Origin of the sequence: Halomonas sp. 113 (genome assembly GCF_904067645.1) — a bacterium.
GTDB classification, from domain to species: Bacteria; Pseudomonadota; Gammaproteobacteria; order Pseudomonadales; family Halomonadaceae; genus Vreelandella; species Vreelandella titanicae.
The window spans coordinates 2605134-2618076 of sequence record NZ_LR881453.1 but is presented as its reverse complement, the minus strand read 5'-3'; the positions used below and the strand labels follow the sequence as shown (position 1 = coordinate 2618076).

Sequence of the window (12943 nt, the reverse complement as noted above, 5' to 3'; positions counted from 1 at the left end):
CGAGGGGAACACCTACCGTTATACTGCTTCAGCCAGACCAGTGCACAATAGACTAATGTCTAATCTTCTAAGAACTCTCCGGCTCCCAGCGTGCTTACCGTCAACACTCGCTTAGCACGTAGATAAACCTCAGTCGTTCGCCGGTCGCTGTGCTGCAAATTGGTCATGGCGTCATAGCCTTGGTCATCTGCATCGGTTGCGTGCTTTGCGCGTAGGTCATGCTCGGTAAACCGTTCGATGTGGCCCTCATGCATCGCCTTACGCATCCCGTACTGCCAACGGCTGTGAAACTTATCCTTGTTGTAAGGCAGGCCGTCCCGCTTGCAGAACAGCGTTGAGCCTTGCTTGCCACGGCCTAGGTTGTCGGCCTTTATCTCCTGCACTAAACGCCTCAGCTCATCATCCCAGGGGATCACAGCTTGTTTGCCTGCTTTGCTGCTGCGTAAAACGATGCCGTACGGGGTGAGCTGAATAAGGTGAAAAGCGTATGGGATCAAGTCGTTGATGAAAGAAAACGCAACGGTAGGGGGAAGTGATGCGATATATCTCAGCACAACAGATGATCTTTGAGGCGTATCACGAGCAGCGGGGCAGTGTCATGGCATATGCGCAGGAGATAGCGCGGATGGGCACGCAGGTCCAGGCAACTCAGCGCAACAACAATGACTGGCGAATTGTGAATGGGCTGGAAGCGGGCGCGGTTATTAGTGCCGTTGAGAACCAGCCAGCGCACTTGGCAGCGTTGGCCCGTTATTGCTTTGGGCCGTTTACCAAGGTTGAGTGGGCGGGAGACCGTCGAGATAGCGCTGTACCAGCAAATGATTCATAACGGTGTGAAGCTACCAGGGCAGGGCAAGGGCAAGCCAACTGCCCAGCAGCTTGAGACCCTTCGCTACCTATGTATGGCTGCACTTTACCATCATAGTGAGGTGACATGGCCGTACTCACGCCCTGGACTACACTCGCCAAAAATAGTTAAGAAATGGTTTAATGAATACTTGGGTGCTGAGATTAAGGTAAGGTTCTGGACAAGAGATGATCGAGTTACTTGGGGAGATGTTTGGGAAGATATATTGTCAATTTTAGATCATTGGGAATGGCTAGCACTAGCGCCATTATCTGCTATTTTAAATAAAGTTGCATAAAACGTTTAAAGATTGGGGGTAAGGCGTGGTTAATGTTGATTGGAGGGAGGAAGTATTAAAAAGCACTGGAGTTTTTGAGGACGGATGCATATCATTCTATAATTTAGCATCTTTAGTAGTTGCAAATCGTCCTGAATGCATCTATCGCTACAGGTCGGGGCATAAAGGTGATTTGATTGCATTGCAAGAAGGATATGAACACTTATCATATCCAAATGATTATAATGATCCTTTTGATGCGCGGATTTTTTTTGATAAAGATGCTGCAATAATTCCCGGTTTAAATGATTATTTAAATAAGAACATGAACTCCGGCTTCAGAGAGGCGTTGAAAGTTTTAGCTGGAAAAGATAAATTGGATGTGCACGGCGAAAGAGCAGATAAGCAGCTTTTTAGTAGGGCAAAAAGTCAGAAACCTTTTGAAAAATATTTTGACCACATCTCAAAGCAATGTGAGGCTGTGTCTTTAAGGTTAGAAGAGATATTGGAGAATAGTTTAAGGGGGCTGCTCTGATTTGCTCTTTTGCAACGAATAAAAGGAACTACCTGATGTGGGCGCATTATGCTAAATCACATCAAGGCTTTTGTCTTGAATATGAGTTCCCATATTCATCAATTGATAATGGTCTTTTTCTACCTGTTTCGTATAGGCAAGGCCCAGTTGATGTGACTCATCTGGTGAGAAAATCATGGACAGATAGTAGTCAAGTTTTATTTTCGGCAGCAATGGGCAGTGCTCTAGTTAAAGGGGATGCCTGGGAATATGAGGGTGAGTGGCGCTACGTGAGTTTTGGGAAAAGAGACAGTAGAAAGTTAAACGGTCTTAAGCTCAATAGAGTTCTCGTTGGTTGCAATGCTAGTGATCAGCTCAAAAATGAAGTTTTAAAAAAATGTTATGAAAGAGGAGTCGAAGTAGTTCAGATGAAGCGATCTTCAAATTCTTTTGACGTCGTTGAAGGTGAACGATTGCTGTAATTCTTGAATGCTGCATCAATTCGTACTACTATATTACCACTATCCAATTTTTTGCCCTGGCTTTGAGCAGGGGCGTCTTGCTATGAGTGTGCTGGTTAATTTTCATTAAGTGCTCTACGCTGATAATTCCTCTAAGAGGATTCTCACGCCATAAAACAAAGGAGCATTTATGCCAACTACCGGCGAGAAACCAGGCAAAGGCACTTACACCTGCAAGAGCTGCGGCGAAAGAGTCACGTTAGACGATCACTCGGATACGTTGCCGCCTTGCCCCCGATGCCACAACACTGAATTTAGCTAAAAGCAGTATTCACCTTATAGGCCCTGCCAGACTCTGGCGGGGCCTTTTACTTTCTACTGTCGTGAGACAGCAGGTGTCCCTATGCCCCGTATACTCCCCAAGCCGCAGACGGTAAGAACGTCTGCGCGTTTCTCGATGTGCTGGCGTTTGCCGAGATCGGCAAGCCTATGCTTAAAGACCCACGCACCGATGTAAGCGCGCCATAAAACCCATCTACCCAGGTTAACATTGGCTGATCACACTGGGGGTCTCTTTTGCTTTGGAGATCATCATGAGCCGCGAACTCAATTCCACTCAAGCGTTTTGGTTAGGCCACCTGTCTTATGCTGCCGCGTTACAGATGCCGTTAAGTGCGTATGCCAAAGCGCAAGCCGTGACGTTAGCCGACCTGATGGCGTGGGAAAAACGGTTACTCGTTCAGGGGTTTCCCGTGCCACCGCGTTGTCGTCCCGCCCGGTTTGTCGCGGTGGAGGTTGTTGCATGATTCGTCCAGGCACTGATCTAAAGGTATACCTGTGCCGAGAGCCCGTGGATATGCGTAAGCAAATCGATGGCTTGGCGCTGCTGGTACAGGAAGCCATGGCCTTGAACCCGTTTGATCAAGCGCTGTTCGTGTTCGGTAATCGTCAGCGAGATAAAGTGAAGCTGCTGTTCTGGGAACGTAACGGCTTTGTGGTGTGGTACAAGCGCTTGGAACGTGAGCGATTTAAATGGCCAATGCACCTGAAGGGTGAGACCGTGATGTTAACTGGTCAAGAGCTTAACTGGCTGCTGGATGGCGTTGACTTAAAAGCGATGAAGCCTCACAAAGCGTTGGATTTTCAGCGCGTTGGTTAGCTTTTGGACTACAGTTTGGTCAGCGTTTTGGTAAAATGGAGAGCATGAAAAACGCTGCCGCTCCCTCAAATGCCGTCTCTCAACTACAACGCCAAGTTCAGGCGCAGCAGGAAGAGATCGCGCAGCTTCACCGCTTGATGGTGAAAAAGGAGGCGCAGTGGGAGGCCACCAAGCAATCACTGTTTGAACAGTTCCGGCTTGCCCTGGAGCGTCAGTTCGGCCCCTCCACCGAGAAGTATCGTGTCGACCAGCGGGATCTTCTGATCAATGAAGCGGAAGTGGCGGTGGACGAGGAAGGCAGCGATGCATCGGAGAGCATCACCACCGCTGATGACGCGACGATCGACACCGCGACGCCTGCTAAGCGTCGCGCGCGCGGCGGGCGTGTTGCACTACCGCCAGAACTTCCGCGCGTTGAGGTCATCCATGAACTGCCCGACGATGTGCGGCACTGCCACGATGACGGCACCCCGCTAAAGGTCATCGGTGAAGAGGTCAGCGAAGAGCTGCATGTGGTGCCTGCCCGGATCGAGGTGATCCGTCATGTGCGACGTAAATATGCCTGCCCACTGTGCGAAGAGGGCGTCAAGGTCGCCCCAGCGCTGGCCAAGCTGTTGCCCAAGAGCAATGCTAGCGCCACGCTGCTGGCCTATGTCGCCACCGCCAAGTACCAAGATGCCTTGCCACTGTATCGGCAGAGCCAGATTTTGCCCGCCATGGCGCGGCGATTCCCCGCAACACCTTGGCCCGCTGGATGGTGCAAGCAGGCGAGCGTGTCGCTCCGCTGATCGATACATTACGCAGACACCTGCTCAGCGCCCCCTTGGTTCACATGGATGAAACAACGCTCCAGGTCAATCAAGAAGCCGACCGTAAAGCCAGCGCCCCCTCGTACATGTGGGTACAACGCGGCGGGCCGCCGGGCCAACAGGTGGTCTTGTTCGATTATGATGCCAGCCGCGCCGGACGAGTGCCCGTGCGCTTGCTGGGCGACTATGCGGGTTGTTTGGTCACCGATGGCTATGAAGGCTACGCCGAGGTGGTGCGCCGCAATGGGATCACCCATGTGGGCTGTTGGGCGCATGCACGGCGTAAGTTCGTCGAGGCGCAAAAAGTGCAGCCTAAAGGTAAAACCGGCAAGGCAGACTGGGCGCTGAACCAGATCCGTAAGCTGTACGGCGTGGAAAAACAGGCGAAGGGCCTTGAGCCCGAAGCGCGTCATGCACTGCGTGAGCAGAAGAGCCGACTATTAATCGATCAACTGCGCACCTGGCTCGATAAGTCACTGGCCCAGGTACTGCCCAAAAGTGCTCTGGGGAAAGCCCTGCACTACCTGAACAACCAGTGGCCACGCCTGACTCGGTTCCTGGACGATGGCGTGATACCGTTGGATAACAATCTGGCCGAGAACGCCATCCGTCCGTTCGTGGTGGGGCGTAAAAACTGGCTGTTCAGTCACACACCGAGCGGCGCTCAGGCCAGTGCGGCGATCTACAGCCTGATCGAAACCGCCAAAGCCAATGGCCTCTCGCCCTACGACTACTTACAGCACGTCTTTGAGACGCTACCCTCTCTCAACGACGATGACCTCAACACGCTACTGCCCTGGCAGTGGAAAGAGACCTTACCGGTCTAGGCAATGACTGCCTAGATGGGGTTATTGGAGCGCTTACCTTTCTGGTAAGCCATCCGTCACCAGCTTGGCGAACTCGGCGGCGACCTCTTCTTTGGCTGCGTCCAACGCGATAGCGCGTAAGCCAAATGATGGCCCGCCTTTGATCTTGCTCGATACACGCATTGCCAGCGTACGCTCTGTTAAGCCCTCGTAGGGAGTTAGCTTCCAATAGATAACTGCAGGCAAGCGTTCAGCGTTCTTCACGGTGACGCTGTTCATGACGCCAACGCGGCTGGAATGCTCCTGCTTTTCGCTCTCAATGTTGGTGAGATCTTCTAGACTGACTTTCCGGAAAGCGTGAATCACCTTGCTACGCTCAAGCGCTTCGCCTTAGCTGTTTTCAAACGCCAGCAGGTGGCTCCAATCTTCTACCAGCCCGACCATTTCCTCCTGGTCGAAGGTGCTGCCGTCGGCATTTAGGTAGGCAGTGAACTCTGGTGTTTTGGGCAGGTTCAGGGTGGCGGAATGATCGCAGTGGCCAGGGCGTTCAGTAATGCCGATATCCAGATAAGAGCATGCCGCCATGGCGTCGCGGTCGATGAATACAGGGGCTTCACTCTGGTGACCCGCCACATAGGCAATAAAGTCTTTCAGCCCCTTGGTTCTGAATTGCCCACGAAAGCGGCGGCGCTGGTCTTGGTACTTCTCCATATCCACCAGCTTGAAGTTATCGCCAACGATCAGCGCATGACCTTCGGCGGCTTCGGTACCGGTTTTGTGACTGGCTTCAATGTGCTGCAGGGCTTCTTTGGTAAAAGACATTAGTGCTTCTCCTGGTGCGGGTCTTTATCGCGGTGGGGGTGGCCGATCATGTCGAACTGGTTCTTAGGCTCTAGCGTCATTTCACCACCAGTGTTGACGCACATGACCGTTTCGGTGGTGTGTTCTTCCGACTGCGTGCCGTGTTCGGTCGGAATCTTGAAAGCCAGATTGTGGGTAACGCCGACCCGGGCACCTGAGCCAATGTTCTCGACTGTTAGATCAATCGACACTTTGGCTTTCTTTTTCGGGTTGTCCGTTGCCGACGCTACTGCATGGCTAAGGACTTTACCCAGGCGTTCAGCCAATACGCCGCCGTCCAAGTCCTCTAGGAACTTGGTCACATCTGTTGGGTGTGACATGGGAGTACTCTTAGAGTGGATGGGTGTGAATGGCAGGCATTAAAAAGGCCACCTCAATGGATGGCCTTTCTTCAGCGCGAATTAAACGATAATGCTGCGTTAGCAGTCTTCTGAAATCCAATGGTTTTCTTGGGTCGTTGTAATTGTTTCGCTACTAATCAGCTCGGTCTTGGAGGTAGTGTGTTCTTCGCTATGCTGCGTAATGGTGATATTAATCTCAACATCTTGATCACCGTATGAATTAGACGCAGAAGCATGAACTGTGTTGCCGCTCTGCGTGAACTCAACATCAGTAAATCCAGCCTCACTGAAGTCACTGCGAAATGCCGCTTCAGGGTCTTTAGCTTCCTCTTCTGTAATACATTGCTGATCGGTCATTTCCTGCGGCGTCTCACCACCAAGAGCATTGCTTTCAATGGTCTGTTCCCATAGACCTGGCTTCAATTCAAAAGCCCAAGCAGGCAGCGAAGCTGTTACCAGCAGTGTGGCAATTAGGCTCTTCCGTAGCATATTTCTCTCCAGTTATAAAAGGGGGAGGGCTAAGAATAGCTTAATTTAGTGCTTGCATGCGAATTGCCTCAATAAAGCAGTATTAAACAAGGAAACACTTAAGCGGCCAATTGCTCCATGGCATCGCTATAGCCAGACCAGTTATCGACGCCCATGGCTTCTAGGGCGCGCAGCTTGGCTTGATCGGCTAGCAGCTGGTCGTATTCAGCGCGGCTTATGGTGACCGTTTCCGGCTCTTGAGCTTGATCCGCGCCTATTCACTCGGGCTCATTTAGCTCGGCAGCGGCTGCTAGGCGTTCTTTCTCCAACGTTTGGCCGTGCGGATGGTGTGTCAAATGGAGTTGACGACAGACCTGATGGCCAGTACGCCTGACTATTCTCTAACGTTATTTGACCATGGGGTTTATTCGCTGAGACTGCTGCATGCGTGGCAGCAAGCAAGCAGCACCACTGGCTGATCCCATTACGAAAGGGAACACAGGATGAAGAAATCTACGCGTTGGGTCGTTAAGGTCGATTTGTTCGCCTGACGACATCGCCACAAGCGCGAGCGAAATGTGCCTTTTATGCCATTGAGTCACGTTGCACCAAACGAATAAACATTAAATTATCAGTTGGTTAGATTAAGTAGCAGCATAGCCTCGGTGTGTTGAAAACCGGCATAGGTTAATAGACTATTCAGGATTCGGATCCCTGTTGGTAGGTTATATCCATAAATCATCTCCATTTTCGTGAGCAGACCTTGCGTAGTATCCTTACGGCGCTGGTGCTGCTTCGTTGGGTAGAGCAGCGAGGGGCATATCAAAACGACAAAATTCACAACAGAGTAAAGTATGGTAAGTCGCCACAAGGTTACTATCACCGACATCGCCGAACATGTGGGCATGACCAATATGACGGTGTCGCGTGCCTTGAATAATCCTGACAAGGTGAAAGTAGCGACTCGGGAGAAGATCCTAGCCGCTGCGAAGGAGTTGGGGTATGTCCCTAATGCTTTCGCTAGCCATCTTCGGAGTCGTAAGAACCGGCTGATTGGCCTAGTCACAGCAAGCGTGGATAATCCCTTTTATAGCGAGGTGATCAAGGCAGTTTCTCGTGCGGCCGAGGAGCGTGACTACACCATCATTCTGATTGATACAGATGGCTCGCCACAGCGCGAGGAAGTGGCGATCGAAACCCTGCTCAGCTATCAGGTAGCCGGCATCATCCTTTCGCCCGTCTCAGACGCTGCCGCCTATCACCCCGCTTACCTTGATCGCTTGCGTGCTACCCGCTTACCAGTGGTTATGCTGGATCGTACCTTGAACGTATCCGACTTCAGCCGTGTGGTACTGGACAACCATCTTGCCGGGAGTCTGCTTGGTGAACTGCTTGTGAAGAAGGACATCCGCCGGGTGCTTGCGTTGACGGGGCCGCGTGACTCGCGGATCACCCAAGACCGGCTGATCGGCCTGAAGACAGCCTTTGACGTGGCGGGCGTCTCCTTAGTGTTGGAGCAGCGCCCCGGGGACTACACCTTGCAACCGGCCTATCGCGATATGGCCGATTACCTACGCCAGGGCAAACTCCCCGAAGCCGTGTTTGGGTTCAATCAGCTGATTACTTTGGGCGCCATGCGTGCCCTGCATGATGCACGTGTGTCTCGGGACGATGTGATGGTATTGGGGGTCGACCGTTTGCCTTATGCTGATATCTTCGAGGTGTCAGTGCCTTGTGCTGCGCATGACACCTACCGGTTAGGGCACGAGGCATTTCGCATACTCTTTGAACAGATTGAGGATCCCATGGCCGCCGGCCGTGAGGTCGTGATCTCCGCCACACTTATATCCTCCGGCGGTAACTGATAGTCATCAGCTTTCGTCGTGCATCATACCCTCGGAGAGCACGAAGCGGTGGCGGTTGGCCCATAGCGGGTTGGCCGGACTTGGCGTAAGGATTCCCAATCGGCGGCTAGTTGCAGTTCAGGTTACGAGCTCAGAGAGTCGCCAAACGGTCGGCGATCAGTTCCTCCAGGCGTTCCTGATCATCGGCGAAGCGCCGTATCCCCTCGGCCAGTTTGTCATTGGCCATGGCATCCTTGTTGTGATCCCAACGGAAGGCGGACTCTGAGAGTGGGGTAGGACGAGGGCCACCGTTGCGTGTCATTAACACCTTGGGTTCCACCGCGCCCGTTGCGGTAGCGAGTTCCTCAAGCAGCGTAGGTGAGATGGTTAGTCGGGGACAGCCGGCGAGCGCCAGCACCTGGTCGACAGTGCGAAAGCTCGCGCCCATCACCACGGTGTCGAAGCCGCCCTGGCTGACCCGTTCGCAGACGCCGCGTACGAATTGCACCCCAGGGTCGTTCTCGGGGGGGAAATTCTGGCCAGTCTCCTTTTTGTACCAGTCAGTGACACGGCCGACGAACGGTGAGACGAGGAAAACGCCAGCATCGAAACAAGCTTTGGCCTGGGCGTCGCTGAACAGCAGCGTCAGGTTGCAGTTGATGCCCTCTTTCTCCAGCACCTCGGCGGCGCAGATGCCTTCCCAGGTTGATGCCAGCTTGATCAGCACTCGATCCTTGGACACGCCGCGTTGCTCGTAGAGCTCGATCAGCTCATGGGCCTTGCGTATGCTGGCCTGGGTGTCGAAGGACAGCTTGGCGGCTACCTCGGTGGAAACACGGCCGGGCACCAGTTTGGCGATCTCGCTACCCATGGCCACAGCAAGGCGATCTACGGCATGCGCTTCTCGCCGGCCGTTATCCTCGGACTTGACCGCCGCGAGTTCCTGATCGATCAGTGCCTGGTAGCCCGGCAGATCGAAAGCCTTGAGGATTAGCGAGGGATTGGTGGTGGCATCATGGGGTTGATAGCGTTTGATGGCGTCAAGGTCGCCGGTGTCTGCGACCACCATAGAGTGCTGACGAAGGGCGTCGAGTCGTTGGGTCATGAAGTATCTTCCTCGAATAAGTGGTCGGTTATGTAAGGCATAGGGATGGGTGTTCAGCCGTAATGGCCTGGTCATAGGCAGCGACGCGGTCGGGTTCGGGGTTCTCGTCAAGAGGCTCTGAGCACCACAGTCCACACCGATATACATGTCAGGTTCCTTTTTGGGGCTAGTGAGACGTGAAGCCTCCATCGACCGGCAGGCAGGCTCCGCTGATCATCGACGCGGCCGGGCTGAGAAGGAAGGCAACCGGAAGGGCGACTTCCCTGGGAGTGGCAAAGCGCCCTAGGGGAATGGCGGCCAGCATCGGGTTGCGCTTGGCGGGATCGGCCCAGGCACGTTCGGCCATGGGGGTCAGGGTCACCGTCGGGTTGACACTGTTGACGCGGATGCCTTTGGAACCCAGCTCGAGGCACAGCACACGAGTCATGGCATCCATGGCTGCTTTAGACGCGCAATAGCCTAGGTGGCCGGGCAGAGCGGCCATGGATGCTTGGCTTGAGACATTGACAATGCTGCCCTGACGGCCGTGCGCGATCATGTGGCGAGCCGCTTCCCGTGCCACCACGGCACTGGCAGTGACGTTCGTGTTCATAATGTTCTCGATATCTTTCGCCTTGAAATCCAAGACATCGTCGAGGATCGAGATACCGGCACAATTGACCAGGCCATCGAGGACGGGCATCTCGGCGAAGGCCACGACAACCGCGGCCTCATCGGTGATGTCTACGGCCAAGGTGCGTGCCCCCAGCTCTTTCTCGAGTGTGGCTAGCTGATCCCGGTTGCGACCAAACAGCACCAGTTCGGCACCGAGTTCAGCCAGAGACCGCGCGATATCGAGGCCGATGCCGCTGGTCGCTCCCGTAACGAGGATGCGTTGGTTGTGGAGTTCGAAGTTCATGATGTGGCGTCACTCGCTCGATTTGTGGTTGGCATTTAGCCGATGCATGATCGGCATGAGCAGGGTCTCAGGGAGTCCGCTTGCGGCTAATGTAGATCGCCAACAGGATAATCAGGCCCTTGATAACGTTTTGAAGGTAGGGCGATACCCCCATCAGGTTAAGGCCGTTGTTGAGCACGCCAAGTAGCATGGCGCCTACCAGTGTGCCTAGAATCATTCCTCGCCCACCGGTGATAGCGGCGCCGCCCAGTACTACGGCGGCGATGGCGTCGAGCTCGAAGCCGATCCCGGCGTTGGGTTGGCCGCTCATCAACCGAGAGGTCAAGATCAACCCGGCAATGGCCGCAGTCATGCCACTCAGGGTGTAGACCAGCAACTTGTAGCGGGACACTCGGATACCGGATAGCCGAGTCGCTTCCTCATTGCCGCCAATGGCATACAGGTAGCGTCCGGTCGCAGTATGGTGGAGCAGCAAAAAGCCGAGTGCGTAGACGCTGATCATGATCAGTATCGGGGTTTCGATGCCGGCCAAGCTGCCGCGACCAAAGAAGGCAAATTCCGGGGGGAGGCCGGAAATTGGGTAGCCTCCGGTGTATATCAAGCCAAGCCCGCGGGCAATCCCCATGGTGGCCAAAGTGACGATGATGGGTGGCATGCCGGCAAAAGCAACAAAAAAGCCATTGAAAGCTCCGAAACCTGCACCTACCAATACGCCTAGCAGGATGGCTAGCGACGGAGGAACCCCCGCCACCATCAGCCCAGCCATTACCGTTCCCGACAAGGCCATTACCGGGCCCACGGAAAGGTCGATGCCGCCGGTGAGAATAGCTAGGCTCATCCCCACAGCTATGATGGCGATGATCGAGGTCTGACGCACCAGATTGGCTTGGTTGCTTATGGTTAGAAAGTTGTCGTTGATGGTCGACATGGCAATGAAAACGACGATGAAACCGATCAGCGGATAGAAGATTGGAGTACGGCGCCAACTGGCCAGCCGCTCCTTGAGGGGCTGGTGGGTGTTGCCGGGTATTGAGTCGAGCTGGCTCATGAGCTGAGTCCCCCCGTGGCGTGATGCATGATGGATTGTGAATTGAGATCGTTGCCTTGCAGTTCGGCGGCGATCTGTCCCTGGTAGAAGACCGCTGCGCGATCGCATAGGCCAAGAATTTCCGGGAGTTCGGACGAAATCATGATGATCGACACGCCTCGGGCAGTGAGCTCTTTCATTAAGGCGTAGATCTCTGACTTGGCGCCGACGTCAATGCCGCGGGTGGGCTCATCGAAGATCAGCACCTTACACTGGTGGCCCAGCCAGCGGGCGATAACAACCTTCTGCTGGTTGCCGCCGCTGAGATTGCCCACTGGGGTTTCGGGGCTGGGAGCCTTGACGCGGACTGCCTTCATCAGATCGGCGGCAGTACTGGACTCTTGGCGGCGTTTGATCAGTGGCAAAGCACTTTGAAATTGTGTCAGATTGTTCAGGGTGATGTTTTCGCGACACGAGAACGGCAGGATTAATCCCTGGGTCTTTCGGCTTTCCGGTAGAAGGCCGATCCCCTGCTTCAGGGCGGTGGCGGGGTGTAGGAGTTTAGTTGGCTTGCCCTCCATAAGGATTTTGGCATGCACGGGGCGCGTCGCACCGATCAGCCCCATAGCCAGTTCTGTGCGGCCCGACCCCACTAAGCCAGCAAAGCCCAGGATCTCGCCGCGGTAGAGCTTCAATGAGTGTTCGGGGCCATTGACATCAAGGCGCAGGGATTCAATGTCTAATACCACATCGTTATAATCGGCATCGCTACGCTGTTCGGGATAAAGGTTCTCAACACGGCGGCCGACCATTTTCTCGATTAGGTCGTCGGGGGTAGTCGAGACGACGTCGCAGTCGTCGACCTTCTCACCGTCACGCATCACGGTGACACGATCACAGATGGTGAATATCTCTTCCATGTGGTGTGATATGAATACCATGCCGACCTGTTGCTCGCGCAGTTTTCGCATGATGGTGAACAGGTGATCTGCTTCGCTAGGCGTGAGGGTTGCTGTCGGCTCGTCGAGGATCAGGATGCGCGCTTTCAGTGACAGGGCCTTGGCGATCTCGATGAACTGCTGGTCGGCGACACTCAAGTCGGCGATGGGGCGGTCTAAGGGGATCGAGACCTTGAGGCGGTCTAGCAGGTGCTGCGCCTCGGCGATCATGCTGCGCCGGTCTCGCAGCCCGAATCTGTTACGCAATTCGCGCCCAAGGAAGATATTATCCACGGCGTCCAGATCGGGGATCAGGCTGAATTCCTGGAAGATGATACCGATGCCCGCGTTGAGGGCGTCTTGGTAGCCATGGAAATTGCATACCTCGCCATTGATGTTGATCTCACCTTCATCTTGTCGGTAGATGCCGCAGAGAATTTTCATCAGAGTCGACTTGCCGGCCCCGTTTTCGCCAAGCAGAGCATGCACCTCGCCAGCATGGACATCGAGCGATACATCCGTGAGGGCCCTCACCCCGGGAAATGACTTCGAGATGTGTCTCAGGGAAAGTAATGGAGTCATAGGGAT

At 54.2% G+C, this 12943-nt stretch carries 15 protein-coding genes and 3 pseudogenes; 9 read left to right on the top strand and 9 right to left on the bottom strand.

Features of this window, described 5'->3' with window-relative positions; all coding sequences use genetic code 11:
• Nucleotides 1-59 precede the first annotated feature (59 nt).
• On the bottom strand, nucleotides 60-554 hold the full coding sequence (locus YERSI8AC_RS12310) for a tyrosine-type recombinase/integrase (protein WP_236557300.1): 495 nt from the start codon (nucleotides 552-554) through the stop codon (nucleotides 60-62).
• 71 nt (nucleotides 555-625) lie between these two features.
• Between YERSI8AC_RS12310 and YERSI8AC_RS12305 the strand changes: the two genes are divergently transcribed.
• The 7 genes and pseudogenes from YERSI8AC_RS12305 (at nucleotide 626) to tnpC (ending at nucleotide 4894) form a co-directional block, all read left to right on the top strand.
• Nucleotides 626-829 (top strand): hypothetical protein, encoded by a 204-nt coding sequence (locus YERSI8AC_RS12305; protein ID WP_236557299.1) that lies wholly within the window; start codon nucleotides 626-628, stop codon nucleotides 827-829.
• Nucleotides 830-1170: 341 nt separating this feature from the next.
• Complete coding sequence (locus YERSI8AC_RS12300; protein ID WP_159176818.1) at nucleotides 1171-1659, top strand: hypothetical protein; 489 nt, start codon at nucleotides 1171-1173, stop codon at nucleotides 1657-1659.
• A gap of 35 nt (nucleotides 1660-1694) precedes the next feature.
• Nucleotides 1695-2120, top strand: a complete 426-nt coding sequence (locus YERSI8AC_RS12295; RefSeq protein WP_159176817.1) for a DUF2971 domain-containing protein — start codon at nucleotides 1695-1697, stop codon at nucleotides 2118-2120.
• A 169-nt stretch (nucleotides 2121-2289) separates the two neighbouring features.
• Nucleotides 2290-2421, top strand: coding sequence for a zinc ribbon-containing protein (locus YERSI8AC_RS12290; protein ID WP_138801521.1), 132 nt, complete (start codon nucleotides 2290-2292; stop codon nucleotides 2419-2421).
• A 271-nt stretch (nucleotides 2422-2692) separates the two neighbouring features.
• Complete coding sequence (locus tag YERSI8AC_RS12285; protein ID WP_138801520.1) at nucleotides 2693-2905, top strand: hypothetical protein; 213 nt, start codon at nucleotides 2693-2695, stop codon at nucleotides 2903-2905.
• Nucleotides 2902-3258: an IS66 family insertion sequence element accessory protein TnpB gene (tnpB, locus tag YERSI8AC_RS12280; RefSeq protein ID WP_138801519.1), complete on the top strand. Its 357-nt coding sequence runs from the start codon at nucleotides 2902-2904 to the stop codon at nucleotides 3256-3258. Before YERSI8AC_RS12285 ends, tnpB begins: the two co-directional genes overlap by 4 nt.
• Nucleotides 3259-3302: 44 nt before the next feature.
• Nucleotides 3303-4894, top strand: a pseudogene (gene tnpC / locus YERSI8AC_RS12275) (IS66 family transposase).
• A 33-nt stretch (nucleotides 4895-4927) separates the two neighbouring features.
• On the opposite strand, the pseudogene YERSI8AC_RS12270 reads toward tnpC, so the two are convergent.
• From YERSI8AC_RS12270 to YERSI8AC_RS12255, 4 genes and pseudogenes are all read right to left on the bottom strand, one after another.
• A pseudogene (locus YERSI8AC_RS12270) lies at nucleotides 4928-5695 on the bottom strand (DUF2303 family protein).
• Nucleotides 5695-6054, bottom strand: coding sequence for a hypothetical protein (locus YERSI8AC_RS12265; protein WP_138801680.1), 360 nt, complete (start codon nucleotides 6052-6054; stop codon nucleotides 5695-5697). The pseudogene YERSI8AC_RS12270 and the gene YERSI8AC_RS12265 overlap by 1 nt, the downstream one beginning before the upstream one ends.
• 99 nt (nucleotides 6055-6153) lie before the next feature.
• On the bottom strand, nucleotides 6154-6564 hold the full coding sequence (locus YERSI8AC_RS12260; RefSeq protein ID WP_138801681.1) for a DUF3617 domain-containing protein: 411 nt from the start codon (nucleotides 6562-6564) through the stop codon (nucleotides 6154-6156).
• 98 nt (nucleotides 6565-6662) lie between these two features.
• Nucleotides 6663-6782 carry a hypothetical protein gene (locus tag YERSI8AC_RS12255; RefSeq protein WP_442907300.1) on the bottom strand — a complete coding sequence of 40 codons (120 nt, stop codon included), beginning with the start codon at nucleotides 6780-6782 and terminating at the stop codon, nucleotides 6663-6665.
• A 114-nt stretch (nucleotides 6783-6896) separates the two neighbouring features.
• Here YERSI8AC_RS12255 and YERSI8AC_RS12250 point away from each other — a divergent pair.
• Nucleotides 6897-7072: pseudogene (locus YERSI8AC_RS12250) on the top strand (IS4 family transposase); the annotation flags it as partial.
• A 325-nt stretch (nucleotides 7073-7397) separates the two neighbouring features.
• A complete protein-coding gene (locus YERSI8AC_RS12245) occupies nucleotides 7398-8408 on the top strand; it encodes a LacI family DNA-binding transcriptional regulator (protein WP_138801682.1) in 1011 nt (336 codons plus the stop codon).
• 130 nt (nucleotides 8409-8538) lie between these two features.
• Here the strand turns inward: YERSI8AC_RS12245 and tal are convergent, their stop codons facing one another.
• From tal to YERSI8AC_RS12225, 4 genes are all read right to left on the bottom strand, one after another.
• Nucleotides 8539-9492, bottom strand: coding sequence for a transaldolase (gene tal, locus YERSI8AC_RS12240; RefSeq protein ID WP_027959479.1), 954 nt, complete (start codon nucleotides 9490-9492; stop codon nucleotides 8539-8541).
• A gap of 166 nt (nucleotides 9493-9658) precedes the next feature.
• Nucleotides 9659-10390 carry an SDR family oxidoreductase gene (locus YERSI8AC_RS12235; protein WP_138801683.1) on the bottom strand — a complete coding sequence of 244 codons (732 nt, stop codon included), beginning with the start codon at nucleotides 10388-10390 and terminating at the stop codon, nucleotides 9659-9661.
• Between the two features lie 67 nt (nucleotides 10391-10457).
• Nucleotides 10458-11438 carry an ABC transporter permease gene (locus YERSI8AC_RS12230; protein ID WP_159176816.1) on the bottom strand — a complete coding sequence of 327 codons (981 nt, stop codon included), beginning with the start codon at nucleotides 11436-11438 and terminating at the stop codon, nucleotides 10458-10460.
• The gene (locus tag YERSI8AC_RS12225) at nucleotides 11435-12937 is read right to left on the bottom strand and encodes a sugar ABC transporter ATP-binding protein (protein WP_159176815.1); all 1503 of its coding nucleotides are present in this window, start codon (nucleotides 12935-12937) and stop codon (nucleotides 11435-11437) included. The genes YERSI8AC_RS12230 and YERSI8AC_RS12225 overlap by 4 nt, the downstream gene beginning before the upstream one ends.
• Nucleotides 12938-12943: the final 6 nt, after the last annotated feature.

What these genes read in the sequence shown, in the direction of transcription:
- tnpB (WP_138801519.1), top strand. Translation starts at nt 2,902, where the DNA reads ATGATTCGTCCAGGCACTGATCTAAAGGTATACCTGTGCCGAGAGCCC.
- YERSI8AC_RS12230 (WP_159176816.1), bottom strand. Translation starts at nt 11,438, where the DNA reads ATGAGCCAGCTCGACTCAATACCCGGCAACACCCACCAGCCCCTCAAG.
- YERSI8AC_RS12245 (WP_138801682.1), top strand. Translation starts at nt 7,398, where the DNA reads ATGGTAAGTCGCCACAAGGTTACTATCACCGACATCGCCGAACATGTG.
- tal (WP_027959479.1), bottom strand. Translation starts at nt 9,492, where the DNA reads ATGACCCAACGACTCGACGCCCTTCGTCAGCACTCTATGGTGGTCGCA.
- YERSI8AC_RS12235 (WP_138801683.1), bottom strand. Translation starts at nt 10,390, where the DNA reads ATGAACTTCGAACTCCACAACCAACGCATCCTCGTTACGGGAGCGACC.
- YERSI8AC_RS12295 (WP_159176817.1), top strand. Translation starts at nt 1,695, where the DNA reads ATGTGGGCGCATTATGCTAAATCACATCAAGGCTTTTGTCTTGAATAT.
- YERSI8AC_RS12265 (WP_138801680.1), bottom strand. Translation starts at nt 6,054, where the DNA reads ATGTCACACCCAACAGATGTGACCAAGTTCCTAGAGGACTTGGACGGC.
- YERSI8AC_RS12285 (WP_138801520.1), top strand. Translation starts at nt 2,693, where the DNA reads ATGAGCCGCGAACTCAATTCCACTCAAGCGTTTTGGTTAGGCCACCTG.
- YERSI8AC_RS12305 (WP_236557299.1), top strand. Translation starts at nt 626, where the DNA reads ATGGGCACGCAGGTCCAGGCAACTCAGCGCAACAACAATGACTGGCGA.
- YERSI8AC_RS12260 (WP_138801681.1), bottom strand. Translation starts at nt 6,564, where the DNA reads ATGCTACGGAAGAGCCTAATTGCCACACTGCTGGTAACAGCTTCGCTG.
- YERSI8AC_RS12225 (WP_159176815.1), bottom strand. Translation starts at nt 12,937, where the DNA reads ATGACTCCATTACTTTCCCTGAGACACATCTCGAAGTCATTTCCCGGG.
- YERSI8AC_RS12290 (WP_138801521.1), top strand. Translation starts at nt 2,290, where the DNA reads ATGCCAACTACCGGCGAGAAACCAGGCAAAGGCACTTACACCTGCAAG.